Source organism: Stenotrophomonas sp. TD3, from assembly GCF_001939825.1.
Taxonomy (GTDB): Bacteria; Pseudomonadota; Gammaproteobacteria; order Xanthomonadales; family Xanthomonadaceae; genus Stenotrophomonas.
This window is the reverse complement of record NZ_MOYM01000001.1, coordinates 2,936,244-2,958,188: the sequence shown is the minus strand read 5'-3', so window position 1 is coordinate 2,958,188 and position 21,945 is coordinate 2,936,244. Positions and strand designations below refer to the sequence as shown.

General features: G+C 67.4%; 22 protein-coding genes and 2 riboswitches. Of the genes, 5 read left to right on the top strand and 17 right to left on the bottom strand.

What is annotated here, in order from left to right:
• Window positions 1-108: 108 nt before the first annotated feature.
• From BKE09_RS13700 to BKE09_RS13690, 3 genes are all read right to left on the bottom strand, one after another.
• On the bottom strand, window positions 109-1,473 hold the full coding sequence (locus tag BKE09_RS13700) for an MATE family efflux transporter (protein WP_014038646.1): 1,365 nt from the start codon (window positions 1,471-1,473) through the stop codon (window positions 109-111).
• 207 nt (window positions 1,474-1,680) lie between these two features.
• Entirely contained in the window at window positions 1,681-2,262 is a 582-nt protein-coding gene (locus BKE09_RS13695) for a DUF3106 domain-containing protein (RefSeq protein WP_075676072.1), read from the bottom strand.
• Window positions 2,255-3,259, bottom strand: coding sequence for a hypothetical protein (locus tag BKE09_RS13690; RefSeq protein ID WP_075676071.1), 1,005 nt, complete (start codon window positions 3,257-3,259; stop codon window positions 2,255-2,257). Before BKE09_RS13690 ends, BKE09_RS13695 begins: the two co-directional genes overlap by 8 nt.
• A 412-nt stretch (window positions 3,260-3,671) precedes the next feature.
• Here BKE09_RS13690 and BKE09_RS13685 point away from each other — a divergent pair, with 412 nt between their 5' ends.
• Entirely contained in the window at window positions 3,672-5,849 is a 2,178-nt protein-coding gene (locus tag BKE09_RS13685) for a primosomal protein N' (RefSeq protein WP_075676740.1), read from the top strand.
• A 97-nt stretch (window positions 5,850-5,946) separates the two neighbouring features.
• Here the strand turns inward: BKE09_RS13685 and BKE09_RS13680 are convergent, their stop codons facing one another.
• Window positions 5,947-6,567 (bottom strand): glutathione S-transferase, encoded by a 621-nt coding sequence (locus BKE09_RS13680; RefSeq protein ID WP_014038651.1) that lies wholly within the window; start codon window positions 6,565-6,567, stop codon window positions 5,947-5,949.
• Between the two features lie 112 nt (window positions 6,568-6,679).
• Window positions 6,680-7,459, bottom strand: a complete 780-nt coding sequence (locus tag BKE09_RS13675; protein WP_075676070.1) for an NYN domain-containing protein — start codon at window positions 7,457-7,459, stop codon at window positions 6,680-6,682.
• 123 nt (window positions 7,460-7,582) lie between these two features.
• On the opposite strand from BKE09_RS13675, the gene BKE09_RS13670 reads away from it, so the two are divergent.
• Window positions 7,583-8,863 (top strand): NAD(P)/FAD-dependent oxidoreductase, encoded by a 1,281-nt coding sequence (locus tag BKE09_RS13670; protein WP_075676069.1) that lies wholly within the window; start codon window positions 7,583-7,585, stop codon window positions 8,861-8,863.
• Window positions 8,864-8,954: 91 nt separating this feature from the next.
• On the opposite strand, the gene BKE09_RS13665 is transcribed toward BKE09_RS13670, so the two are convergent.
• From BKE09_RS13665 to BKE09_RS13655, 3 genes are all read right to left on the bottom strand, one after another.
• Entirely contained in the window at window positions 8,955-9,410 is a 456-nt protein-coding gene (locus BKE09_RS13665) for a hypothetical protein (protein ID WP_075676068.1), read from the bottom strand.
• 3 nt (window positions 9,411-9,413) lie between these two features.
• On the bottom strand, window positions 9,414-9,845 hold the full coding sequence (locus tag BKE09_RS13660; RefSeq protein WP_075676067.1) for a nuclear transport factor 2 family protein: 432 nt from the start codon (window positions 9,843-9,845) through the stop codon (window positions 9,414-9,416).
• 71 nt (window positions 9,846-9,916) lie between these two features.
• Window positions 9,917-10,192 carry a GIY-YIG nuclease family protein gene (locus BKE09_RS13655; protein ID WP_014038656.1) on the bottom strand — a complete coding sequence of 92 codons (276 nt, stop codon included), beginning with the start codon at window positions 10,190-10,192 and terminating at the stop codon, window positions 9,917-9,919.
• Between the two features lie 40 nt (window positions 10,193-10,232).
• Window positions 10,233-10,322, top strand: a riboswitch (glycine riboswitch).
• 13 nt (window positions 10,323-10,335) lie between these two features.
• A riboswitch (glycine riboswitch) is annotated at window positions 10,336-10,439 on the top strand.
• A gap of 84 nt (window positions 10,440-10,523) precedes the next feature.
• Between BKE09_RS13655 and BKE09_RS13650 the strand changes: the two genes are divergently transcribed.
• Entirely contained in the window at window positions 10,524-11,141 is a 618-nt protein-coding gene (locus BKE09_RS13650) for a trimeric intracellular cation channel family protein (RefSeq protein WP_005411215.1), read from the top strand.
• Between the two features lie 248 nt (window positions 11,142-11,389).
• On the opposite strand, the gene BKE09_RS13645 is transcribed toward BKE09_RS13650, so the two are convergent.
• The 6 genes from BKE09_RS13645 to BKE09_RS13620 all read right to left on the bottom strand — a co-directional run bounded on the left by BKE09_RS13645 (window position 11,390) and on the right by BKE09_RS13620 (window position 16,477).
• Window positions 11,390-12,463 carry a 3-deoxy-7-phosphoheptulonate synthase gene (locus BKE09_RS13645; protein WP_014038657.1) on the bottom strand — a complete coding sequence of 358 codons (1,074 nt, stop codon included), beginning with the start codon at window positions 12,461-12,463 and terminating at the stop codon, window positions 11,390-11,392.
• Window positions 12,464-12,758: 295 nt separating this feature from the next.
• Window positions 12,759-13,016 (bottom strand): hypothetical protein, encoded by a 258-nt coding sequence (locus tag BKE09_RS13640; protein ID WP_014038658.1) that lies wholly within the window; start codon window positions 13,014-13,016, stop codon window positions 12,759-12,761.
• Window positions 13,017-13,129: 113 nt separating this feature from the next.
• Entirely contained in the window at window positions 13,130-13,870 is a 741-nt protein-coding gene (locus BKE09_RS13635) for a DNA alkylation repair protein (RefSeq protein ID WP_075676066.1), read from the bottom strand.
• Window positions 13,867-14,367 (bottom strand): MarR family transcriptional regulator, encoded by a 501-nt coding sequence (locus tag BKE09_RS13630; RefSeq protein WP_075676065.1) that lies wholly within the window; start codon window positions 14,365-14,367, stop codon window positions 13,867-13,869. Before BKE09_RS13630 ends, BKE09_RS13635 begins: the two co-directional genes overlap by 4 nt.
• A gap of 71 nt (window positions 14,368-14,438) precedes the next feature.
• Window positions 14,439-15,737 carry an ATP-binding protein gene (locus BKE09_RS13625; protein WP_075676738.1) on the bottom strand — a complete coding sequence of 433 codons (1,299 nt, stop codon included), beginning with the start codon at window positions 15,735-15,737 and terminating at the stop codon, window positions 14,439-14,441.
• Window positions 15,738-15,769: 32 nt separating this feature from the next.
• Window positions 15,770-16,477 (bottom strand): response regulator transcription factor, encoded by a 708-nt coding sequence (locus BKE09_RS13620; RefSeq protein WP_075676064.1) that lies wholly within the window; start codon window positions 16,475-16,477, stop codon window positions 15,770-15,772.
• A 106-nt stretch (window positions 16,478-16,583) separates the two neighbouring features.
• Between BKE09_RS13620 and BKE09_RS13615 the strand changes: the two genes are divergently transcribed.
• Window positions 16,584-17,513: a retropepsin-like aspartic protease gene (locus tag BKE09_RS13615; protein WP_075676063.1), complete on the top strand. Its 930-nt coding sequence runs from the start codon at window positions 16,584-16,586 to the stop codon at window positions 17,511-17,513.
• 67 nt (window positions 17,514-17,580) lie between these two features.
• A complete protein-coding gene (locus tag BKE09_RS13610; RefSeq protein ID WP_075676062.1) occupies window positions 17,581-18,744 on the top strand; it encodes a serine hydrolase domain-containing protein in 1,164 nt (387 codons plus the stop codon).
• Window positions 18,745-18,862: 118 nt separating this feature from the next.
• Here BKE09_RS13610 and BKE09_RS13605 read toward each other — a convergent pair whose 3' ends face one another.
• From BKE09_RS13605 to BKE09_RS13595, 3 genes are all read right to left on the bottom strand, one after another.
• The gene (locus BKE09_RS13605; protein WP_075676736.1) at window positions 18,863-19,474 is read right to left on the bottom strand and encodes a DUF6445 family protein; all 612 of its coding nucleotides are present in this window, start codon (window positions 19,472-19,474) and stop codon (window positions 18,863-18,865) included.
• A gap of 132 nt (window positions 19,475-19,606) precedes the next feature.
• The gene (groL, locus tag BKE09_RS13600) at window positions 19,607-21,256 is read right to left on the bottom strand and encodes a chaperonin GroEL (RefSeq protein WP_075676061.1); all 1,650 of its coding nucleotides are present in this window, start codon (window positions 21,254-21,256) and stop codon (window positions 19,607-19,609) included.
• An 81-nt stretch (window positions 21,257-21,337) separates the two neighbouring features.
• Entirely contained in the window at window positions 21,338-21,625 is a 288-nt protein-coding gene (locus BKE09_RS13595; protein ID WP_006396661.1) for a co-chaperone GroES, read from the bottom strand.
• Window positions 21,626-21,945 lie beyond the last annotated feature (320 nt).

The window sequence follows — 21,945 nt, the reverse complement described above, 5'->3', positions numbered from 1 at the left end:
TCCGGATGGCTTCTTGCCGTGGTACCAGCATAGCCGGTGCCGCGTGATGCGGCATCGGACACAAGTCAGGGGATCGCCCGCCATGGGTCGGCAGGGCGGGCGGGACGATCAGGACAACATCGACTGGCCGATGCGCAGGCTGCTGCGGCGCAGGCGCCAGCCCATCAGGATGGCAGCGGCGGTCAGGCCGACGATCAGGCCGATCCACATGCCCTGCGGACCCATGCCCAGCCCCAGGCCGAGCCCGGCGCCGAGCGGCATGCCCAGGCCCCAGTACGCGAACATGGCGATGAACATCGGCACGCGGGTGTCCTTCAGCCCGCGCAGCGCGCCGGCCGACAGCACCTGGATGCCGTCCGGGAACTGGAAGGTGGCCGCGTACAGCAGCAGGGTCGAGGCAAGGCCGGCCACCGCCAGGTCGTTGGTGTACACACCGACGATGGCATCGTGGCCGAACAGCAGCACTGCCGCCGACAACGTCTGCGTGCCCATGATGATCGCGTAGCCGGCCCAGGCCGCGCGCCGCACGCCGAAGCCGTCACCACGACCGACCGCATGGCCGACGCGGACGGTGGTGGCCTCGGCCACGCCCATCGGGATCATGAAGCACAGCTGGGCGACATTGATCGCGATCTGGTGCGCGGCCGCTTCATTGGCACCGAGACGGCCGATCAGCAGCGCGGTGACGATGAACAGGCCGCCTTCCATCAGCACGGTGATGCCGATCGGCAGGCCAGTGCGCAGCAGCTCCCAGATCGCCTTCCAGCGCGGTCCTTCGAAGTGCGAGAACAGCTGCAGGTGGGCGAAGCGCTTGGTGAACCACAGGTAGGTGGCGAAGGCGATCGCCTGCAGCCACATCATCACCGCCGAGGCGATGCCCAGGCCTTCGGCGCCCATTTCCGGGAAACCGAGCTTGCCGTTGGCCAGCACATAGCCCATCGGTGCCAGCACCAGCAGGCCACCGAAGCCGAGCAGCATGGTCGGCAGCGTCCAGTGCATGCCCTCGCTGAGGTAGCGCATGCAGAAATACAGGGTCAGCGCAGGTCCGCCCCAGCGCACCGCATGCAGGAACGCGGTGGCCCCCGGCACGATGTCCGGCGCGATGCCGAATGCCGGCAGCAGCGGTGGCACCACGGTGAGGAAGGTGAACATGATCAGCCCCAGCCCCAGCGCCAGCCACAGTGCCTGGCGGAACAACGGGCCGATCTCGCGCTCGCGGCCGGCGCCATGCAGCTGCGACACCGAGGCGGTGAGCGAGATCAGGGTGCCGATCGGAATCAGCATCGGCAGCCAAAGCAGCGCCGTACCGATGGTGACGGCGGCCAGTGTGGCCGTGGCGTGGTGGCCGGCAATCACGTTGTCGACGAAGGAGATCAGACCGGTGGACACATGACCCAGCACGAGCGGCAGGGCGAGCAGACCGGTGGCGCCGACTTCCTTGCTGAAGCGCGGCGTGGAGGTTGCAGTAGACATAAGGTGCTTGACGCGAACTGCGGTTGCGCGCGAAGGGCACAGGCACCGGGTTGCGGGCGCCCATCTTACGCGGGCGGCGCGTGCATTCCCATGACATGGCGTGAATGCTGGGTTTCAGCCGCCCCACACAAAAAGGGGACGGAGGGGATTAAGTCGCATCCGGCACTAGCGGACCTGAAACGACTTAATCCCCTCCGTCCCCTTTTTTTACTGGCCGGCCTGGCGCTTGAGCCAGCTGTCGCGCTCGGCGGCGGGCACGGCGAGGAAGGCGCTGCGCACGGTGTCGCGTTCCTGCGGTGGCGTGCGCTGCGCGACCAGGGTCAGCTGGGCCAGCTGCGCCGGGCTGAGCTGGCGCAGTACGGCCAGCGCGGTCTCGCGCTGTTCCGGGGGCACGAAGCCGAACAGGCCATGCAGCTTGGGAAATTCCAGGCCCAGTTGCGGGCCCAGCCGCCACCCGTCGCGGAACGCCTGGTCCTGGTCGCGGAACTGTTGGCGCAGGCGCTGCTGCTGGTCCGCAGGCAGCGCATTGAATCGCGCAGCCGCCTGGCGGATGCGCTCGCGCTCTCCTTCCGGCAACGCACGCCAGGCGGCGTAGTCGGCGCGGCGCTGGCGCTGCTGCTGCGCATCGAGCTGGGCGAAGGCAGCGGGTGCTGCGGTCGATGATGCCGGCGAAGCCATCGGCGTGGCCGGCGACGACGGTGGCGGCAACGGCATGTTCAATGATTGCGGTGCCGCGGACAGCGACAACGGCAGGGCCAGCAACAGGCTGGCGAACCAGGACTTATTCATCGGCAGCGGCGGTTTCCAGCGTGGCGTTGGCCGGCTCCGGCCGGCTCGGCTTGGATTGCGATTCGTCTACCGGCAGCGGACCGCCCGCGGCAGTCCACGCGTACAGGTCGGCATCGGCCACCAGCGGGTAGTCGCGGTCGGCCAGCATCGTGGCGTCGTCCGTGGCCTGGGCCGTGGTCGCATCCGGCGTGGCGTTGACCTTGCTTGGTGGCAGGGCTTCCACCGTCACCGGACCGGCTTCGCCCACCACACCCTCCGGCAGCGGTGCATCACTACCGAAGGAATGCCCCTGCCAGTAGCGCCAGCCCAGCGCGGCGGCCAGCAGCACCGCCACGGTGACCAGCAGGATCAGCGGACCGCGCCAGCGCGGCTTGGCGTTCGCGCGACGGCGCTTGCCATGGGCGGCCGCACGCTCATCGCGCTGCGGTGCGCGCCAGCTTGAGGTCGGGGCTTCGTTGTGGGCGGCCGGTGCGGCGGGTTGCTGCAGCTGTTGCAGGCGCGTGGCCGGCAGCTCACGGATGCGCGCCTGCACCTGTTCGGCCAACTGGCGCCAGGCCGAGGCATCCGGCTGGCCGTGGGCATCACGCGGGCAGGCGTCGGCCAGCAGGTGCTGGTAGCCGGCCTCGTCCTGGTCGAGCACGCGCATGGCGATACCCTCGTCCAGGCTGCCGCCCACCCGCAGCAGCAATGCCAGGCGCGGCAGCGGCGGCATCGCGCCCAGCGCGGCCAACGGCGGCCCCCACTGCCCGCCCGCCGGCTCGCGCAACGCCTGGCGCTGGCCCAGCAGGGTCCAGAAGCGGGTCGGCCACTGCGCCATCGGCAGATCGCTGGCAACGGCGGCAAAGGCGCGCATCACCGCCACCAGGGTCTGCTCAGCGCGCGCGGCATCGCCGCATTGCAGTTCAGCGACCACCAGGGCACGGCGCTCGACGCCACGCAGGAACGCCGACAGCGCGCCGGCCGCGGTCGAGGAAACAGGGGCGGGCACAGCCGTCATCGGTCACTCCAAAGGTCTGCCGGCATGATAGCGGCAGGCCATCGACGCCCGTAGGACTTGCGCCCACAGGCACTTCGTGCTGCAGGTTGTGCACAGCACCACGCCCCCGCAGCGGAAAACTGGGGCATCCAGCTGAATTCACTCTGTTTCAGCATTGTTTCACACTTAAGCTGTTGATTTTGAACGCTTTTACTATGTGGCGATTTTTTGACCAACCCAAGCGTGAGGCCGTCGCCATCGGCCTTCTGCGTTTCCGCTGACCGTTAACGCACAACGTTATCCACAGAACATGTGGATAAGACTGAATCTCCAATGGACACCGATATTTAGGTGACATTTATGATTCAACGGACGCCGCCCGGCCGCTCCCTCTGCTGCCATTCGCGCGCGCATGGCCCGTTACACTGGCCCGATGCTTTCACCGATTCCGACCCTGCAGGTCGCCCTGCCCGTCCCCCTGCCCCGCCTGTTCGACTACCTGTCGCCGGAAGGCGACGGCCCGGCGGTCGCGGTCGGCTGCCGCCTGAAGGTGCCGTTCGGCAACCGGGAGCTGGTCGGTGTGGTGGTGGGGCACGGCCAGACCGACGACGGCCAGGGACTGCGCCAGGCCCTGGCCTGGTGCGACCCGCAGCCGCTGCTGCAGGGTGAGCTGTGGCAGAGCCTGCAATGGCTGGCGCGCTACACCCACGCCCCCCTGGGCGAGGTGCTGAGCACCGCCCTTCCCGGCCCGCTGCGCCATGGCGAGGCCCTGCCGGACACCCACCACTGGGGCTGGCAGCTGACCCCGGAAGGCCGCGATCAGCGCGACAGGCTGCGCGCCGGCAGCCGCCCGCGGCAACTGGCCGAACTGCTGGCCGAGGCCATCGTGGATGAGGACGTGCTGGGCGAACGCATGGAGGACTGGCGCACCGCCGCCCGCAGCCTGGCCAAGCGCGGGCTGGCCGAGCGCGTTGCGCTGAGCGTGGCCCCCCAACACGCGCAGCCACTGCCAGGGCCCACGCTCAACCCGGACCAGGCCGAGGCGGTGGCCGCGATCAACGCCGCCGGCGGCTTCCAGCCGTTCCTGCTGGATGGCGTGACCGGCAGCGGCAAGACCGAGGTCTACCTGCAGGCGATCATCCACTGCCTGGCGCAGGGCAAGCAGGCGCTGGTGCTGGTGCCGGAAATCGGCCTGACCCCGCAGACCCTGGCACGCTTCCGCGGCCGCCTCGGCATCGCCGTGCATGCGCTGCATTCGGGGTTGAACGACAACGAGCGCGCGCGCGTCTGGGCAGCGGCCTCACGCGGCGAAGCACGCGTCATCGTCGGCACCCGCTCGGCAGTGTTCACGCCGCTGCCCCAGGCCGGCCTGCTGATCGTCGACGAGGAACACGACGGCAGCTACAAGCAGCAGGACGGCATCCGTTACCACGCGCGCGATTTCGCCCTGGTCCGGGCCAAGTCGCTGGGCATTCCAGTTCTGCTGGGCAGTGCCACGCCCTCGCTGGAAACCCTGCACAACGCCTACGCCGGGCGTTACACCCACCTGCGCCTGAAACAGCGCGCCGGCGATGCGCGGCCACCGCGCGTGCGCATCCTGGACGTACGCAAGCGCCCGCTGCATGACGGTCTCTCCGCCGATGTGCTGGCCGGCATCGGCGAGCACCTGCAGCGCGGCCAGCAGGTACTGGTCTTCAAGAACCGCCGCGGCTATGCGCCGGTGCTGCTTTGCCACGACTGCGGCTGGACCGCGCCATGCCAGCGCTGCGATGCGCCGATGACGGTGCATGGTGGCGGTCGTCGCCTGCAGTGCCACCACTGCGGTGCGCGGCAACCGGCGCCGCTGGCGTGCCCGGCCTGCGGCAGCCTGGCGCTGCAGCCGCAGGGCATCGGCACCGAACGCCTGGAAGAACACCTCACCGCCGCCTTCGCCGACTTCCCCGTGGTACGCATCGACCGCGGCACCACCTCACGGCGCGACGCGCTGGAACAGCAGCTGGCGAAACTGGGCGACCAGCCCGGCATCCTGGTCGGCACGCAGATCCTGGCCAAGGGCCACGACCTGCCCAAGCTGACGCTGGTGGTGGTGGTCGGCATCGACGAAGGTCTGTTCTCCGCCGACTTCCGCGCCAGCGAGAAACTGGCCCAGCAGCTGATCCAGGTGGCCGGTCGCGCCGGACGTGCACGTGACCCCGGCGAGGTCTGGCTGCAGACCCATCACCCCGGGCACCCGCTGCTGGAAACCCTGGTGAGCGGTGGCTACCACCCGTTCGCGCAGGCCGAGTTGAACCAGCGCCAGGCGGCCGGATTCCCGCCGTTCGCGCATCTGGCGCTGATGCGCGCCGAAGCGCAGCAGGTGGAGCATGCCAACGCGTTCCTGCTGGCCGCTCGGCAGTTGCTGGGCGAGCAGAACGTGGTCGAAGCCTACGGCCCGATGCCGGCGCCGATGCCACGGCGTGCTGGCTACCAGCGCACGCAGCTGCTGCTGTCGGCCATGCAGCGGCCGCCGCTGCATGGTGTGCTTTCGCAGTTGGTGCCGCAGCTGTATGCACTGCCGGAAGCACGCAAGGTGCGCTGGTCGCTGGATGTGGATCCGACGGATCTGTATTGAGGGGTCGGAGCCCACCCGCTGGGTGGGATCCGACCCCGATGGCCAGGGGGTCGGATCCCTTTTCGCAGAAAAGGGCTCTGACCCCGAACGCCACCGCTTACGTCAGCGGCGACATCACGCCGCGCTGGTAGGCCGGCCGCTCCCGCAGCCGCGCATACCAGTCAGCCAGATGCGGCAGCTCCGGGCGCTGGATCGGCAGTTCGAACCAGGCGTAGATCAGCGAGCCCAGTGGAATGTCACCCATCGCGAATTTCTCGCCCGACAGCCATGGCTGTTTCGCCAGGGTGGCATCGGCCATTGCCAGGTAGTCACCGGCGCGGACGATGGCGGCGCTGATGCGCGCTTCGTCGCGGTCGGCCGGCGCGGTGCGCATGATGCCCCAGACCAGGTCGCTGTACAGCGGCGCCATCCGCGACGTGCTCCAGTCCATCCACTTCTCGGCCTGGGCGCGTTCCATCGGATCTTCGGCGTACAGGGTACCCAGCGCGTAGCGCGCACTGAGGTAGCGCACGATGGCATTCGATTCCCACAGCGGCAGACCGTGGTCTTCGATCACCGGCACCAGGCTGTTGGGATTCATCGCCTGGTACTCCGGCGTCTGCGTGCCGCCGTGGCTGCCACCGACTTCGATGGACTCATACGGCAGGCCGATCTCTTCGGCGCACCACAGTACCTTGCGGACGTTGCTGGAATTGCGGCGGCCCCAGATCTTCAACATGCGGGTTTTCCTTGCGGGCAATGCGAGCGGCAACGATACGCCTGATCGGAGTGGAGATGTGCGTGCCGGATGCGGGATCAGGCATCTGGGGCTTGCCGGCCAGCGGCCGGCACTACCTGTTCTTTTTTGGCAGCGCGCGCACGTAGGACGACTTGCCGTCCTTCTTCAGCTCGAACAGCCCGATTGCTGCCAGCAGATCACTGAGCTTGCCGTAGCCGTAGTTGCGCGGATCGAACGAGGCCTGGTTGCCGATCTGGCTGCCGACCGGCCCCAGGTGCGACCAGCCATCCTCGCCCTCGGCCGAGGACACCGCGCGGCGCAGCATCTTCACCAGCCGCGTATCGCTGCGCATCTCCGCCCCGCTCTTGCGCGGGCGTGCATCATCATTGGCGACGGGCTCGCTCGACGCCTGCTCGCTCGATGCCTGCTCGGCATCCGGCACGCTGGCATGGGTCTGGCCCAGCGCTTCCAGGTAGGTGAACTTCGAGCACGCGTTGACGAACGGTTCGGGCGTCTTCTTTTCGCCGAAGCCATACACCTTCACGCCATCGGTCAGCAGGCGCATCACCATCGGGGTGAAATCGGCATCGCTGGACACGATGGCGAACCCATCAAGATTGCGCGCGTACAGCAGGTCCATGGCATCGATCACCATCGCCATGTCGGAGGCATTCTTGCCCTTGCTGTAGGCGAACTGCTGGATCGGGCGGATCGCATATTCGTGCAGCACCGCTTCCCAGCCCTTCAACCGCGGGCTCTTCCAGTTGCCATAGGCACGGCGCACGTTGGCCACGCCGTAGCGGGCGACTTCGGCCAGGACCTCGTCGATCTTCGAGGCCGGCGCGTTGTCGGCGTCGATCAACAGGGCGATGCGCTTTTCCGGTTCGCTCATGGGCTCCTCAGGGGCCGTTGCCTGAACCCGAGTATCGCCGATCCACGCGGGCGCTGACGTGACAGGCAGCCGCCGTGCGAAGATGCCAGGCGCTTCCCCCAATGCCCCCACTGGAGTGAGTCGATGAGTCGCGAGCGCGTTCCCCACCTGGTTGTTGTCGGCGGCGGTTTTGCCGGCCTCTGGGCCACCCGTGCCCTGGCCCGCGAGCGCATACGCATCACCCTGGTCGACCGCCGCAACCATCACCTGTTCCAGCCGCTGCTGTACCAGGTGGCCACCGCCGGCCTGTCCGCGCCGGATATCGCCGCGCCGCTGCGCCACATTCTCGGCCACCAGCGCAACGTGGAAGTCCGCCTGGGCGAAGTGGTCGCCATCGACAAACAGGCCCGGCAGATCCGCATGGCCGATGGCAGCACGCTGGACTACGACAGCCTGCTGCTGGCCACCGGCGCCACCCACGCCTACTTCGGCAACGACCAGTGGGCCGATGATGCGCCCGGCCTGAAGACGCTGGACGATGCCATCGCGCTGCGCCGCAAGCTGCTGCTGGCCTTCGAGCGCGCCGAGGCCGAACCGGACCCGGCGAAGAAGGCGGCATGGCTGAGCTTCGCGGTGGTCGGCGGCGGCCCCACCGGTGTTGAACTGGCCGGCACCCTGGCCGAGATCGCGCGGCATACGCTGCGCAACGAATTCCGCCACATCGACCCGGCCAGCGCCAAGGTGCGGCTGGTCGAGGCCGGCCCGCGCGTGCTGTCCTCGTTCCCGGAAGTGCTTTCGCTGAAGGCACGCCGGCAGCTGGAAAAGCTGGGCGTGGAAGTGCTGACGGGTACTCCGGTGAGCGACATCGACAGCCAGGGCTTCAAGCTCGGTGAGCAGTTCGTGCCGGCCCGCACCGTAGTCTGGGCCGCCGGCGTGGCCGCCTCACCACTGGCGCGCACGCTGGACGTGCCGCTGGACCGCGCCGGCCGCGTGCAGGTGCAGCCGGACCTGACCCTGCCCGACCACCCGGAGCTGTTCGTGGCCGGCGATCTGGCCGCACTGAACCAGGCCAACGGCAAGCCGGTGCCCGGCGTGGCGCCTGCCGCCAAGCAGATGGGCAAGTACGTGGCCGGGGTGATCCGCGCGCGCCTGCATGGCAAGGCGGCACCGGGGCCGTTCAAGTACGCCGACTACGGCAACCTCGCCACCATCGGCCGCATGGCCGCGATCGTGCACCTGGGCCGGCTGCAGTTGTCGGGCATCCTGGCCTGGTGGTTCTGGCTGGCCGCGCACGTGTTCTTCCTGATCGGCTTCCGCAACCGCATCGTGGTGCTGCTGAACTGGGCGGTCGCGTACTGGAGCTACCAGCGCAGCGCGCGCATCATCTTCGGTGATGATCAGGATGACCGGCGGCCCCGACGGTAGTGCCGGCCGCTGGCCGGCTGCTGCGCGGTCGGATCCCTTTCCGCAGGAAAGGGCTCTGACCCCGTCAACACCCTCCACGCATGGCGTGGATCTACCGGTTCATCGGACCACCTGGCACCCGCCGTTTCGCCCAGGTGCGGCAGAAATCCTCCTTCCTCGCGGTGTCGGCAATCTGCGTGCTACTCCAATGCCGGGTGATCCAGATCGTCAACGCGGTGCTGCTCAGATGCCAGCGCAGCATGCCATGCCGAGGCTGCCGCCACAGGTGCCGTCGGGCAATCCAGTAGGCCTCCCGTTCCACTTCCGGCACCTTCTTCTGCATCACGTCCTTGTCGAAGAACTGCGCGGCGAAGCGCCAAGGGTTCATCGGCTGGTATCCCGCCCGTGGTTCACTGCTGCACGCAGCCACACCACTCGGCGCGCGGTCCGCCGGCTTCGGCCGGCCTTCCACCAGCGCCAGTCCGAGCAGGTACAGCAGGCCCGGCAGCAGTGCGATGGCGGCGACCAACACGATGACTGACAGCCACGCTTTCCCTGCGGCCCCCATCGCTCACTTCGCCTTTGGTTTCGGGTACCACAGTGCGTTGACGATGACCCAGCGCTGGTCGAAGCGCCCCATGTGGAAGTAATCGACGAACCACGGGGTTTCCAGTCGCACCGAGGCGGCGTTGCCGGTCACGTCCAGCACCGTGCAGCGGCGGTCCCATTGATCCTTCGGGGTCTTCAGCGCGCCCTGCTTCGTCAACGAGACCAGCTCTTCCTTCGACATGCGGCGCAGGCCCAGGCGCTCGTCGGGTGTATCGCCGAGCACCGCGCGCTTGGCCAGGTCCGGGTGCAGGGAGCGGGCGACGCGCTGCGGGTCGGCCTCCAGCTGGCCGTCGACGTAGTCGTGGCAGGTGGCTTCGATGGCCGCGATGGTGGCCGGGTCGGCGGCGGGACTTGTTGATGCGGAAAGAGCGAACAGCAGGGCGATCGTGGACATCCGGGTCTCCAGCTCTGGGCGCGGGGCGATCATCGCATGGGCCGGGCAGCCCATCCACGCATGGCGTGGATCTACAGAAGCGTCTCGGCTGGTGCCTGCAGCCAGGCCAGCTTGCGTTCGCGCGGCTGCTGCTTGAGCTGCCACTCGGCGCGTGACGCGGCGGCCCGGTCCGGGTACTCACGCACGGCCAGCACCCGCAGCGGTGGCCGGGCCCGGGTGTAGCGCGCGCCCTTGCCGGCCTGGTGGGCGGCGAAACGCGCATCCACATCGGTGCTGATGCCGGCGTAATAGCTGCCATCGCGGCATTCGAGCAGGTACAGGAACCACGGGCGGAGAGACGGGGCCATGCCCGGATTATGCCGTGCTGCACTGCAGCGGATATACTGGCGCCCGAATGCAGGAGAGAGGCGCCGCGCTGGCGCCCGCCGAAGGCGCAGGCTCCCATGATCGCTCAGGCCGGTGGGCTGGAATCCCACCAACCATGCATTCGACTCGCCGAGCTGGAGAGAGGTCACCGGGCACGCCCCGGACGATCCGCCGAAGGGGCACGCGGCCTACGCCGCTGAACTCTCAGGCAAAAGGACAGCGGGAGCGGCACCGGTCATCGTCATCCCGTCATTGCGCAGGCAGTGGCGGTATACGCGCATGGCCGGCCCCACCGCGCCCGGAGCCTGTCCCATGCTGCTGTCCATCATCTACCTGATTGCCATTTCCGCCGAGGCCATGACCGGCGCGCTGTCCGCCGGCCGCCGCCGCATGGACCTGTTCGGCGTGGTCATGATCGCCTGCGTCACCGCCCTCGGCGGCGGCTCGCTGCGCGACATCCTGCTCGGCCATTACCCGCTGGGCTGGGTGAAGCATCCCGAGTACCTGGGTTTCACCGTGTGCGCGGCGCTGATCGCCACCTGGGTGGCGCGCTGGATGCACCACTTCCGCCGCACCTTCCTGGTGCTCGATGGCCTGGGCCTGATCGCCTTCACCCTGATCGGCTGCTCGATCGCGCGCGAGGCCGGCCATGCGATGCCGATCGTGCTGATCGCCGGCATGCTGACTGGTGCGTTCGGCGGCGTGCTGCGCGACATCCTCTGCAACGAGGTGCCGCTGATCTTCCAGAAGGAGCTGTACGCGATCATCGCGCTGCTGACCGGCGCGGCCTATCTGTTGCTGCTGCATTGGGGCGTGGCCGATGCCACTGCGATTCTGTGCTGCCTCGGCGGCGGCTTCGCGTTGCGCCTGCTGGCGATCCACTACCGCTGGGAAATGCCGAAGTTCGTCTACCACGACGAAGTGCATTGAGCCTCTTCGTAGCGTCGAGCCATGCTCGACTGCGCTTTGCAGCAAACCAACGCGCGTCGCGCGCACGTCGAGCATGGCTCGACGCTACAAATACCGGCATCACCACCCCGGCGATGTACCTGGCGCTGTCGCTCATGCGCAGCGCCAGGCGCATCGCCGGTGCAGATGGGCCGGTCTCCAACTCCGGCCGGCCCTGATCGCGGCCGCACCCCCGCAGGCGCTGGCCGCCATCCACACACGTGCCGCACTCAGGCGGCTTCGGACACCTTCACGTCGCGACGGGCCCGCACGGCCGCAGCCAGTCGCTCCAACACCGTCACGGTGGTGTCCCAGTCGATGCAGCCATCGGTGATGCTCTGCCCGTAGACCAGCGGCTGGCCTTCCACCAGTTCCTGGCGGCCACCAACCAGATGGCTCTCGATCATCACACCAACGATGCGCTGTTCGCCGTCTTCCAACTGAACGGCGATGTCCTCGATCACCTTCGGCTGGTTTTCCGGGTTCTTCAAGCTGTTGGCATGGCTGGCGTCGATCATCAGGCGCGTCGGCAGCTTGGCCTTGGCCAGCACCTGGCAGGCGTCGGCGACGCTGCCTGCGTCGTAGTTCGGCTGCTTGCCGCCGCGCAGGATCACATGGCAATCCGGATTGCCGGTGGTCGATACGATGGCGGTACCGCCCTGCTTGGTGACCGACAGGAAGTGGTGCGGATTGGACGCTGCACCCACCGCGTCGGCGGCGATCTTCACGTTGCCATCGGTGCCGTTCTTGAAGCCGACCGGGCACGACAGCCCCGACGCCAGCTCGCGATGCACCTGGCTTTCGGTGGTGCGTGCACCGATCGCGCCCCAGGCCACCAGGTCGGCAATGTACTGCGGCGAGATCACGTCGAGGAACTCGACACCGGCCGGCAGTCCGAGCTTGTTGATGTCGCGCAGCAGGCCGCGGGCGATGCGCAGGCCCTTGTCGATCCTGAAGCTGCCATCCAGGTCCGGATCATTGATCAGGCCCTTCCAGCCCACCGTGGTGCGCGGCTTCTCGAAGTACACGCGCATGACGATTTCCAGTTCGCCGGCCAGCGCATCGCGCAGCGGCTTCAGGCGCTGGGCGTACTCGATGGCGGCCTTCGGGTCGTGGATCGAGCACGGGCCCACCACCACCGCAAGGCGATCGTCACGGCCATGCAGGATCTGGTGCAGGGCCGCGCGCGAGGCGCTGACGGTGTCGGAGGCTTCATCGTCACAGGGCAGCATCGCCAGCAGCTGGGCGGGCGGTGTCAGCGGTTCGATGGTGCGGATACGCAGGTCGTCGGTGTGCGGGGGCATTGCAGGAGATCTCCGGAACGTTGGGGGTCCCCAGCGTGGCGGCATGAAAAAAGCCGCCAGGTTCGCTGGCGGCTTTCGGGAATGCGTCTGAAGCTTTCTTCAGGGTGAGCGCAGTCCTTCCTCCGCCAGTGGCTTCGGAAAGTAATACCAGTAAAAGCGGGTGGCGGCTGCGTTCATGGGGTGTATTGATAGCACAGCTTTTGCGCAGTGCAAAATGTTTCATCCGCAACTGGGGACCCGGTTCAGCGAGGTGCGCGCCAGCGCTGCCTATGTGGCAGCAGCCACGCAGAGTCGCTCATTTGCCATGCACTTCCACGTCCAGCAGCAGGCCTTCATGGATGTCGGCCCAGCGCTCCAGCACGCGATCCAGCTCCTGCCTGGCCTCGTCCAACTGCTCGGGGTTGAGCAGGGAGCGGGCGGTGTAGAGGTCGGAGACCAACCGCCGCAGGGCCGCTTCCGGGATGGCCACCGAGGGCCCTTCCCGCCCCGGCAACTGCAATGCCGGGCTGTCGCCAAGCGGGCCGAACAGCGTGACCTGGAGCGTGCTCTGCATGATCAACTTCCCTGCGGATGGACATGGGCAATGCACTGTTTACCGCGTCCGGGTGACAGGCGCATGTGCCATGCTCGCTTGAATGACCTGGGGTTGCCGGCCAGCGGCCGGCGCTACCGAAGCGAGCGCATCGCGCGTTTGCGGATGTAGGCGTTGGCGGTGCTGTCGTGCTCGCGCTGCCAGCGCACGCAGAGTTCGCGCAGCCACTGCGGCTGTGTCTTGCCGGCATCATTGAGCCAGTTGCCGACGGAATCCTGCACATAGCGCTCCGGGTCATCGGCCAGTGCTTCCAGCAGCGCCACTGCATGTTCCGGATGTTGCTTGAACAGGGCGATGTGCGTGGCCCAGACACCACGTGGGCGCAGTGCTTCGCAGGCGAAGCGGCGCAGGTACGGCGATGCTTCCTGTGTCCACGGTTGCAGGTACCCGAGCGCCTGCTCCGGCGCGGAAACAATGTCCGTGCGTAGCGCCAGCCACGCCCATTCGCGCACTCCGAAGTGTGGGTCATCGGCCAGCGTGCGCATCTGCTGCAGCTTCTCTGCCAACGTTGCGCGGGCATCGCTGCCGATCAGATAACAGGCCCAGCCACGCACGGTATCGGAGCTGTGATGCTGCCAGAGCGCAGGCGCGTCCTGCCCCGCCTCACGCAGCAACTGCGCGGCCAGGGCCATGCGCTGGGTGATGCCCTTGCCTGAGGCTTCGTGCATGCGTTGCAGCGCTTCCGGTTCAAGCGCAGGCGCGACCCCTTGCAACAGCTCGGCGAAATCCACTGCCAGGCATTCGGCCAGATGAGTGGCGGCGGCGTTGCCGCTGTTGAGTGCACGCCGCCGCTCCGCTGGAATGGGCGTGCTCATGCTGCGGATTTCCGCCCGGCGTCCGTGTGCTGCCAGACCTTGAGCAGCAGCCGTGACAGCTGCTGCTGTTCATCCGCATCCAGGCCGTTGAACAGGCCGCCGATCCACTGTGTGTGCTGCTCGAACAGCGCATCGGCCAGGCGCGCCCCCTTTGCGGTCAACACGATCTGCAGGCGGCGGCCATCCTCGGCATCGCTGCGACGCTGTAGCAGGCCTTCGCGCTGCAGGCCGTCGAGCAGGCCGCTGATGGTGGCGCGGGTCACGCCGGCACGCTCTGCCAGTTCATGGGGCGGCAGCGAGCCATCGGCGCCATGCAGCAGGAACAGTACGATGAAGCGACCCTCGCTGAGCCCGTGCGGTGCAAGCCGGGCAGCGCAGTCGCGATCGATCGACGAGGCCAGCGAGAGCAGCTGGAAACACAGGCGCAGCTGCGCGATGTTGCTGTGACCGCGTCGTTGCGTTTCCTCCAGCAACGCCTGGTGCTTGGTTTCGATCATGGCGCCCCTGCAATGTGATTAGTCGCCTAATCATATTATAAAAACACATCATCCATGAACCACGCCGATTTTCAGGAGAACGTCCCCAGCAACAGGCGCGCGATCAGCCCGCCGCCCTCACGGTGCAGCAGCTGCAGTTCGCCTGCGTGCCGCCTGGCCACATTGGCGGCCACAGCCAACCCCAACCCGGCGCCACCGGTGGCGCGGCTGCGCGAGCTCTCGCTGCGCTGGAACGGTTGCAGCAGGCGTGCACGGTCGGCCTCGGCGATGCCCGGGCCGCGATCCATCACATCCAGCTGCACCCTGTGGCCGACCATGGCAAGCTGCAGCTCCACGGCCCCGGCGTAGCGCTCGGCGTTGTCGATGAGATTGTCGACCGCGCGCCGGATCAGCAGCGCATCGCCGTTCCAGCGCAGCGTGTCCGGCCCCTGGATGGAGATGCCGACTCCGCGCAGCAGCGCCGCCTGCACGCAGTCCTCCAGCAGTGCGGCCAGATCCAGACCGTGCATCTGCAACGGCTGCAGTTCACCGCGTGCGTAGTCCAGTACCTGCTCGATCATCGTGTCCATGCGCTCGATGTCCGCCACCATCCGCGCCGACTGGGGCGCGGGGGCGAACTCGGCGCGCAGGCGCAGCCCGGTCAATGGCGTGCGCAGGTCATGCGCTACGGCGGCCAGCATGTGGGTCATGTCCTGTGCCTGCGCATGCAGGCGATCGCGACCGGTGCTGATCGCAGCGGCCAGCATCTGTACCTCGCGTGGGCCGTCATCCGGCAAGGGCGCTGTGGCCTGCAGGTCCACCCGTGCGCTGGCTTCGGCGAGGCGGTGCAGCGGGCGTCCCAGCCGGATCGATGCCCACGCCGCCAGCGGCGCCAGCAGGACCGCACCACCCAGCAGGGCAAGCACCACCTGGCGGCGCCAGGCCGCCAGATCGCTGTGATCGCTGCCGACCACCTGCCAACGGCCATCGGCCTGGCGTACGCCCAGTTCAAACGGCGGCCATTGCATGGCGGTCAGTACTGCCGCCTGCGCCTTCAGTACACCGGCCCGCGCCGTGGCATCGAGCACGGCCCCCCCCTCGATGACCTGCACGTCCGGCGCCTTGCCCTGCCCGCTCCAGACCAGGCGTACCTCCTTCGCCGGCAAACCCATCTGCAGCGCCGCCAACTGCGTGAGCCAGTCGCTGGCGCTGCCCTGTGGTGGTGCGTCCTGTGTCGCCAGATGCAGGCCCAATGGCGCTGCGGCCTGCTCCCCGCGCAGCACCTGCACGGCCTGGTCCAACCGCATCGGCGGAGGCGCAGGCCGGGGCATCCAGCCAACCACGGCCACGCTGACCAGTGTCGCCAGCAGCAGGCTGGCCAGGGCCAGCATCGCGATCCAGCGCGCGGTCGGCCACCGGCTGCTCACAACACCTCTACCTCGGCGTCGAAGCGGTAGCCTTCACCGCGCAAGGTCTGCACCAGGGCTTCAGCACCGGGTGAGGCCTGCCCCAGCTTGCGTCGCAGCCGACTGATCGCCAGGTCGACCGCACGATCGACGCTGTCGGTGGGTTCACCGCGGCTCAGCTGCAGCAGCTGCTCGCGCCCCAGCACCCGCCCGGGACGTTCGGCCAGCGCCAGCAGCAGGCTGAACTCACCGCGGCTGAGCATCAGTTCGTTTCCTTCCGGCGCGAACAGCCGACGTTGATCAGGCAGCAGCCGCCAACCGGCAAAGCGCAGTTCGCTGGCCACCTGCGCGCGCAGCTTGTGCTGGCGGCGCAGCAGCGCGCGTACCCGTGCCAGCAGCTCCCGCGGATCGAACGGCTTGGCCAGGTAGTCGTCCGCACCCATCTCCAGTCCGATCACCCGATCCGGCGCGCTGCCCATCGCCGACAGCATCAGGATCGGGATGGCCCGTGCCTGCAGCCGGCGGCAGACCGAAAGCCCGTCCTCGCCGGGCATCATCCAATCGAGGATGATCAGGTCGGGCCGTTCGCTCTGCAGCACCACGTCGAGCGCCGTCGCGTCCGCCGCGACCCGCACCATGAAGCCATGCAGCAGCAGGCAATCAGCGATGGCATCGCGGATGCTGGCGTCGTCATCGACAACGATGACACGGGCGGGAGTCGTCATGCGGGCAGTATCGGGCCGGTCTGTATCAGGACGGTATCAACAGCGATATTCCCGCGATACGCCGCTGCGCGCCAATGGTCACCCATGATCACTGCGGAGACTTGCCTTGCACCTCATCCCATTCCTCCTGCTTGCTGCCCCGCTGCCTGCGCTGGCGTCCGATGCCCCCGAACACATCCTGCCGATGTGGATGCAGGGCGGTCATCCGGCCGTGGCCGTGTCGCTGGACGGGCGTGCCGAACCGCTGCGCTTCGTGGTCGACAGCGCGGCAGGCGCCACCCTGGTCGATGACCGCGTCGTTCGGCGCTATGGCCTGGAGGATGCGGATGCAGAGGTATCACAGGCCCAGGGGGCGAGTGCAGCTTCCGCGCGACTGCAGCGCATGCGCAGCACGTCCTGGCAGCTGGGCAGTTGGCAGCTGCAGGCCCAAGCCATGAAGGTCGATCTGTCGTCGTTGCCGAAGGACGATGATCCGGCCATTGACGGCTTGATCGGCAACGATCTGACCGGGCGCTGGGACACCCGTTGGGACTTCGGCCGCAATCAACTGGCGCTGTGGACACCCGGCGGATTGAACCTGGAAGGACCGGGTTGCCAGCCCAATGCGCTGCCCGGCCGTACTGACGGCCTGCGCCAGTTCGGCTTCATCACGCTTGCACTGGGAGCGCCCGCTGTGGACGCCATCGCCGTGGTCGACACCGGTGCCGCGCAGACCGTCCTCAACGCCGAAGCAGCACGCGCACTGGGGCTGCGCACCGATGGCAGCGATGCACGGGTACGGGTGCGTGAAAAGGGCACCGAAGGCCTGGGCGGCGGAAAGCAGGCGACCTGGCTGTACACCCTGCCCGGCATGACCGGCAGCGGCTGGCAGCACCCGTCGATGGAGGTCCGCATCAGCGAACTGCCGGTGTTCAAGGCGATCGGCCTGGAGGCCCGGCCGGCGCTGATCCTCGGTGCCGATGCAATGCGCGGCGGCCAGGTGGACATCGGTGCCGGCGCGGCCCGGATCTGCCTGCGCCGGCCGCAGGTCAGCTGACATCTGGCAATGACGCCAGCGGCAGCCTGGCGTAGCATCGCCGTGCGCCCCACCAGGAGTTCCACGCATGTGCCGTGCCACCCTGATGTTGCTGACGCTGCTCCCGCTGGCGGTACTGGCCGCGCCGCCACCCGTGCCCACGCCCACCCGCATCGATGCCGAAGCACAGCGGCTGATGCAGGCGGCCCATGCGCGCGGGATGGCGCTGGCGGTGATCGATGACGGCAAGGTGGTGCATGTGGCCGCCTACGGTGAACGCAACGCCGCAGGCGAGCCGCTGCGCACCGACACCGTGATGTACGCTGCGTCACTGACCAAGATGGCCTTCGGCCACCTGGTCGCACAGCTCGCCCAGGACGGGGTGATCGATCTGGATGCCAGCATCGCCAGCGCACTGGACATGCCGCTGCCGGACTACCCGCCCGAACCGAAGAAGTACGCCGACTACAGCGTGCTGGCCAGTGATGTGCGCTGGCGCCAGCTCACGCCGCGACGGCTGCTGAACCACGCCAGCGGCTTCGCCAACTTCGGCTTTCTCGAACCGGATGGCCGCTTGAAGTTCCACTTCGACCCCGGCAGCCGCTACGCATACTCCGGTGATGGGCTGATCCTGCTGCAGTTCGTGATTGAACGCGGGCGGCCGGGCCAGAACGTGGGCACCTTGATGCAGCAGCGCGTGTTCGATCGCTTCGGCATGGCGCGGACCAGCATGACGTGGCGTAGCGATTTTTCCGGCAACCTGGCCGATGGCTGGACTGCGGACGGCACGGCCGAGCCGCACGACGAGCGCAGCCGGGTACGTGCAGCAGGATCGATGGATACCACCATCGCCGACATGGCCCGCTTCGCGGCCGGCTATGTGCGCGGCGAAGGACTGTCGGCTTCAATGCGCAAAGAGCTGGTGCGTCCGCAGCTGCCGATCACCACCGCCAGCCAGTTCCCCACGCTGCAACCGGAGCTGCCCGCGGCGCAGCAACGCAGGGATCTGGCGGCAGGCCTGGGCGTGGTGACCTTCCGCGGCTCGCAGGGCGCAGGCTTCTACAAGGGCGGCCACGATGATGCGGTCGGCAACACGCTGGTGTGCATCGAGCGGTACAAACGCTGCGTGGTGATCCTGGGCAACGACGTGCGGGCGGAGGCTACGTTCCCGGCACTGGTGGCGTTCGTGCTGGGCGATACCGGCGTGCCATGGCAGTGGGAATACGGCGCGGCGAGGGCATTCGTCGAATGAGGGCGCGTTGACGCCTGCGTATCGCGTGCGGCTGGACGGGCGCATCCACGCATGGCGTGGATCTACCAGCGAAACCGTGCACCTTTAGATCCACGCCATGCATGGATGCCTGCCCCGCTTATCGCGCCTGTTCGAAGAACATCAGGTACACCAGCCGGCCATTCTCCAGGCGGTCGCCGAACGCGGGCCCGGCGGTGTGCCAGAACCAGGGCCGCAGCAGCACCAGCCGGTTGAAGCGCATCGGGATGCGCATGGTCATTTCCCACTGGCTGTCGTCGTTGCTGTCGCGCTCGATGATGTCGCGATGCATGTCGCCGCCGTTGGCATAGCCCAATGCGGCCAGCTCCGCTGCATCCAGGGCCATGCGCTCGGTGCCGGTGCGGCGGTGGCGGAAGAACTCGGTGCCGCCCTCGCAGTGCTCCGGTGCACTCAGGTAGAGGATGCCCGACCAGTGCGAGTGATCGGCATGCACCTTGGCGCGGCCGGTATCACCGGCCAGGGTGATCCGGAACTTGCCGTGCGACTGCAGCGGGTTGACCGGCCGCAGCGGTTCGTTGACCAGCCGCGAGACCGCGCCCGACAGTCCATCCAGATCCAGCCGCTGCTGCGAATTGCGCCCTGGGAACGCGCCTTCCTGCACGGGATAGGTCAGGCCCAGCGCCGCCTGGCGCAACCCCTGCGCATCGGCAGGAGAAAGGAAGTCGTCGACGATGATGAACGAGGTAGGCATGGCCACCGAGCGTAGCGATGCGCTGCGGCGGCGGCAACCGGGCAACGAAAAACCCCGCCTTGCGGCGGGGTTCTTCCTTGCATCGGGAAGGCGTGCCGACCAAGGTCGGCAACGACCGCCGGGGACGTGGACTTAGAAGTCCATGCCGCCCATGCCACCCATGCCGCCCATGCCACCGGCGCCACCCATGGCCGGCTCGTCCTTCTTCGGAGCTTCGGCAACCATGGCTTCGGTGGTGATCATCAGGCCAGCAATCGAAGCGGCGTTCTGCAGCGCCGAACGGGTCACCTTGGTCGGGTCCAGGATGCCGAACTGCAGCATGTCGCCGAACTCGCCGGTGGCGGCGTTGTAGCCGAAGCTGCCGGTGCCTTCCTTGACCTTGTTGATGATGACCGACGGCTCTTCACCGGCGTTGGCCACGATTTCGCGCAGCGGGGCTTCCATCGCGCGCAGGGCGATCTGGATGCCGTGGTTCTGGTCTTCGTTGGCACCCTTCAGGCCGGCCAGTGCGGTGACCGCACGGACCAGGGCGACGCCGCCGCCCGGGACCACGCCTTCTTCAACGGCTGCACGGGTCGCGTGCAGGGCGTCGTCGACGCGATCCTTCTTTTCCTTCATTTCGATTTCGGTCGACGCGCCGACCTTGATCACGGCAACGCCGCCGGCCAGCTTGGCCACGCGTTCCTGCAGCTTCTCGCGGTCGTAATCCGAGGAGGTGTCCTGGATCTGGGTCTTGATCTGGCCGACGCGTGCATCGACGGCAGCCTTGTCACCCACGCCATCGATGATGGTGGTGTTTTCCTTGGAAACCTGCACCTTCTTGGCGCGGCCCAGGTCCTTGATGGTGGCCTTTTCCAGCGACAGGCCGACTTCTTCGGAGATCACGGTGCCGCCGGTCAGCACGGCCATGTCTTCCAGCATCGCCTTGCGACGGTCGCCGAAGCCCGGAGCCTTGACGGCCACGACCTTGACGATGCCACGGATGGTGTTGACCACCAGGGTGGCCAGCGCTTCGCCTTCGACTTCCTCGGCCACGATCAGCAGCGGCTTGCCGGCCTTGGCGACGCCTTCCAGCACCGGCAGCAGGTCGCGGACGTTGGAGATCTTCTTGTCGTGCAGCAGGATGAACGGGTCATCCAGGTCAGCGGTCTGCGACTGCTGGTTGTTGATGAAGTACGGGGACAGGTAGCCGCGGTCGAACTGCATGCCCTTGACCACGTCCAGCTCGTTGTCCAGGCCCGAGCCTTCTTCAACGGTGATCACGCCTTCCTTGCCCACTTCCTTCATCGCGTCAGCGATGATCTGGCCGATCGACTCGTCCGAGTTGGCCGAGATGGTACCGACCTGGGCGATCGCCTTGTCGTCGGCGGTCGGCTTCGAGATGCTCTTCAGTTCGGCAACGGCGGCCACGACGGCCTTGTCGATACCGCGCTTCAGATCCATCGGGTTCATGCCGGCGGCAACCGCCTTGGCGCCTTCGCGGATCAGGGCCTGGGCCAGCACGGTGGCGGTGGTGGTGCCGTCGCCAGCGTCGTCGTTGGTGCGCGAAGCGACTTCCTTCACCATCTGCGCGCCCATGTTCTCGAACTTGTCAGCCAGTTCGATTTCCTTGGCGACGGAGACGCCGTCCTTGGTGATGGTCGGCGCGCCGAAGCTCTTTTCCAGCACGACGTTGCGGCCCTTCGGGCCCAGGGTGGCCTTGACGGCATTGGCGAGAACGTTGACGCCGCGCACCATGCGCGAACGGGCGTCTTCACCGAAACGAATATCCTTGGCAGCCATTGCATTTACCTCATTGGTAGCGCCGGACGAGGCCCGGCGGCTGGGATTTGGGGATCAGGTTGAAACAGGTCGCGCCGGGGCTCAGCCGATGACGGCGAGCACGTCGTCTTCGCGCAGGACCTTGTACTCGACGCCTTCGCTCTTGTACGAGCTGCCGGCGTACTGGCCGTAGATGACCTTGTCGCCGACCTTCAGCGACGGAGCGCGCACGCTGCCGTTGTCCAGCGGCTTGCCCGGGCCGACGGCCACGACTTCACCCTTGGTGGACTTTTCCTTGGCCGAATCCGGAATGACGATGCCACCGGCGGAGATTTCGTCGGCTTCGATCGGCTTGACCACAACGCGGTCGTGCAGCGGCTTGATGCTCATGAGAGACCTCTTAAGTTATTGATTGGTCTGAAAAAGTCTGGCGATGTTAGCACTCACCCCAGGTGACTGCCAGCATTGCTCGCGAAAAAGCCCGATGAATCGGGAGCAGGACAGAGATGGAGCTGCGCCCGGACCTTTCAAGGCCGGTCGAGGAAAAATTTTCGCCGCCCCGGGATGCGCGGATTCCCGCCCTGCGTGAAGGCATTCAGGCCGGTGCAGCGCGACAACCTCGTGTCCCAAACCCTCGACATTTGGTGACCCGCGTCGCACTGTCAGATATCTGACGTTCATTTACGACAAAGTGTCACTGGATCGGCCTT

Excerpts from the sequence above, each read along its gene's own strand:
- BKE09_RS13700 (WP_014038646.1), bottom strand. The coding sequence starts at position 1,473 with ATGTCTACTGCAACCTCCACGCCGCGCTTCAGCAAGGAAGTCGGCGCC.
- BKE09_RS13695 (WP_075676072.1), bottom strand. The coding sequence starts at position 2,262 with ATGAATAAGTCCTGGTTCGCCAGCCTGTTGCTGGCCCTGCCGTTGTCG.
- BKE09_RS13690 (WP_075676071.1), bottom strand. The coding sequence starts at position 3,259 with ATGACGGCTGTGCCCGCCCCTGTTTCCTCGACCGCGGCCGGCGCGCTG.
- BKE09_RS13685 (WP_075676740.1), top strand. The coding sequence starts at position 3,672 with ATGCTTTCACCGATTCCGACCCTGCAGGTCGCCCTGCCCGTCCCCCTG.
- BKE09_RS13680 (WP_014038651.1), bottom strand. The coding sequence starts at position 6,567 with ATGTTGAAGATCTGGGGCCGCCGCAATTCCAGCAACGTCCGCAAGGTA.
- BKE09_RS13675 (WP_075676070.1), bottom strand. The coding sequence starts at position 7,459 with ATGAGCGAACCGGAAAAGCGCATCGCCCTGTTGATCGACGCCGACAAC.
- BKE09_RS13670 (WP_075676069.1), top strand. The coding sequence starts at position 7,583 with ATGAGTCGCGAGCGCGTTCCCCACCTGGTTGTTGTCGGCGGCGGTTTT.
- BKE09_RS13665 (WP_075676068.1), bottom strand. The coding sequence starts at position 9,410 with ATGGGGGCCGCAGGGAAAGCGTGGCTGTCAGTCATCGTGTTGGTCGCC.
- BKE09_RS13660 (WP_075676067.1), bottom strand. The coding sequence starts at position 9,845 with ATGTCCACGATCGCCCTGCTGTTCGCTCTTTCCGCATCAACAAGTCCC.
- BKE09_RS13655 (WP_014038656.1), bottom strand. The coding sequence starts at position 10,192 with ATGGCCCCGTCTCTCCGCCCGTGGTTCCTGTACCTGCTCGAATGCCGC.
- BKE09_RS13650 (WP_005411215.1), top strand. The coding sequence starts at position 10,524 with ATGCTGCTGTCCATCATCTACCTGATTGCCATTTCCGCCGAGGCCATG.
- BKE09_RS13645 (WP_014038657.1), bottom strand. The coding sequence starts at position 12,463 with ATGCCCCCGCACACCGACGACCTGCGTATCCGCACCATCGAACCGCTG.
- BKE09_RS13640 (WP_014038658.1), bottom strand. The coding sequence starts at position 13,016 with ATGCAGAGCACGCTCCAGGTCACGCTGTTCGGCCCGCTTGGCGACAGC.
- BKE09_RS13635 (WP_075676066.1), bottom strand. The coding sequence starts at position 13,870 with ATGAGCACGCCCATTCCAGCGGAGCGGCGGCGTGCACTCAACAGCGGC.
- BKE09_RS13630 (WP_075676065.1), bottom strand. The coding sequence starts at position 14,367 with ATGATCGAAACCAAGCACCAGGCGTTGCTGGAGGAAACGCAACGACGC.
- BKE09_RS13625 (WP_075676738.1), bottom strand. The coding sequence starts at position 15,737 with ATGCTGGCCCTGGCCAGCCTGCTGCTGGCGACACTGGTCAGCGTGGCC.
- BKE09_RS13620 (WP_075676064.1), bottom strand. The coding sequence starts at position 16,477 with ATGACGACTCCCGCCCGTGTCATCGTTGTCGATGACGACGCCAGCATC.
- BKE09_RS13610 (WP_075676062.1), top strand. The coding sequence starts at position 17,581 with ATGTGCCGTGCCACCCTGATGTTGCTGACGCTGCTCCCGCTGGCGGTA.
- BKE09_RS13605 (WP_075676736.1), bottom strand. The coding sequence starts at position 19,474 with ATGCCTACCTCGTTCATCATCGTCGACGACTTCCTTTCTCCTGCCGAT.
- groL (WP_075676061.1), bottom strand. The coding sequence starts at position 21,256 with ATGGCTGCCAAGGATATTCGTTTCGGTGAAGACGCCCGTTCGCGCATG.
- BKE09_RS13595 (WP_006396661.1), bottom strand. The coding sequence starts at position 21,625 with ATGAGCATCAAGCCGCTGCACGACCGCGTTGTGGTCAAGCCGATCGAA.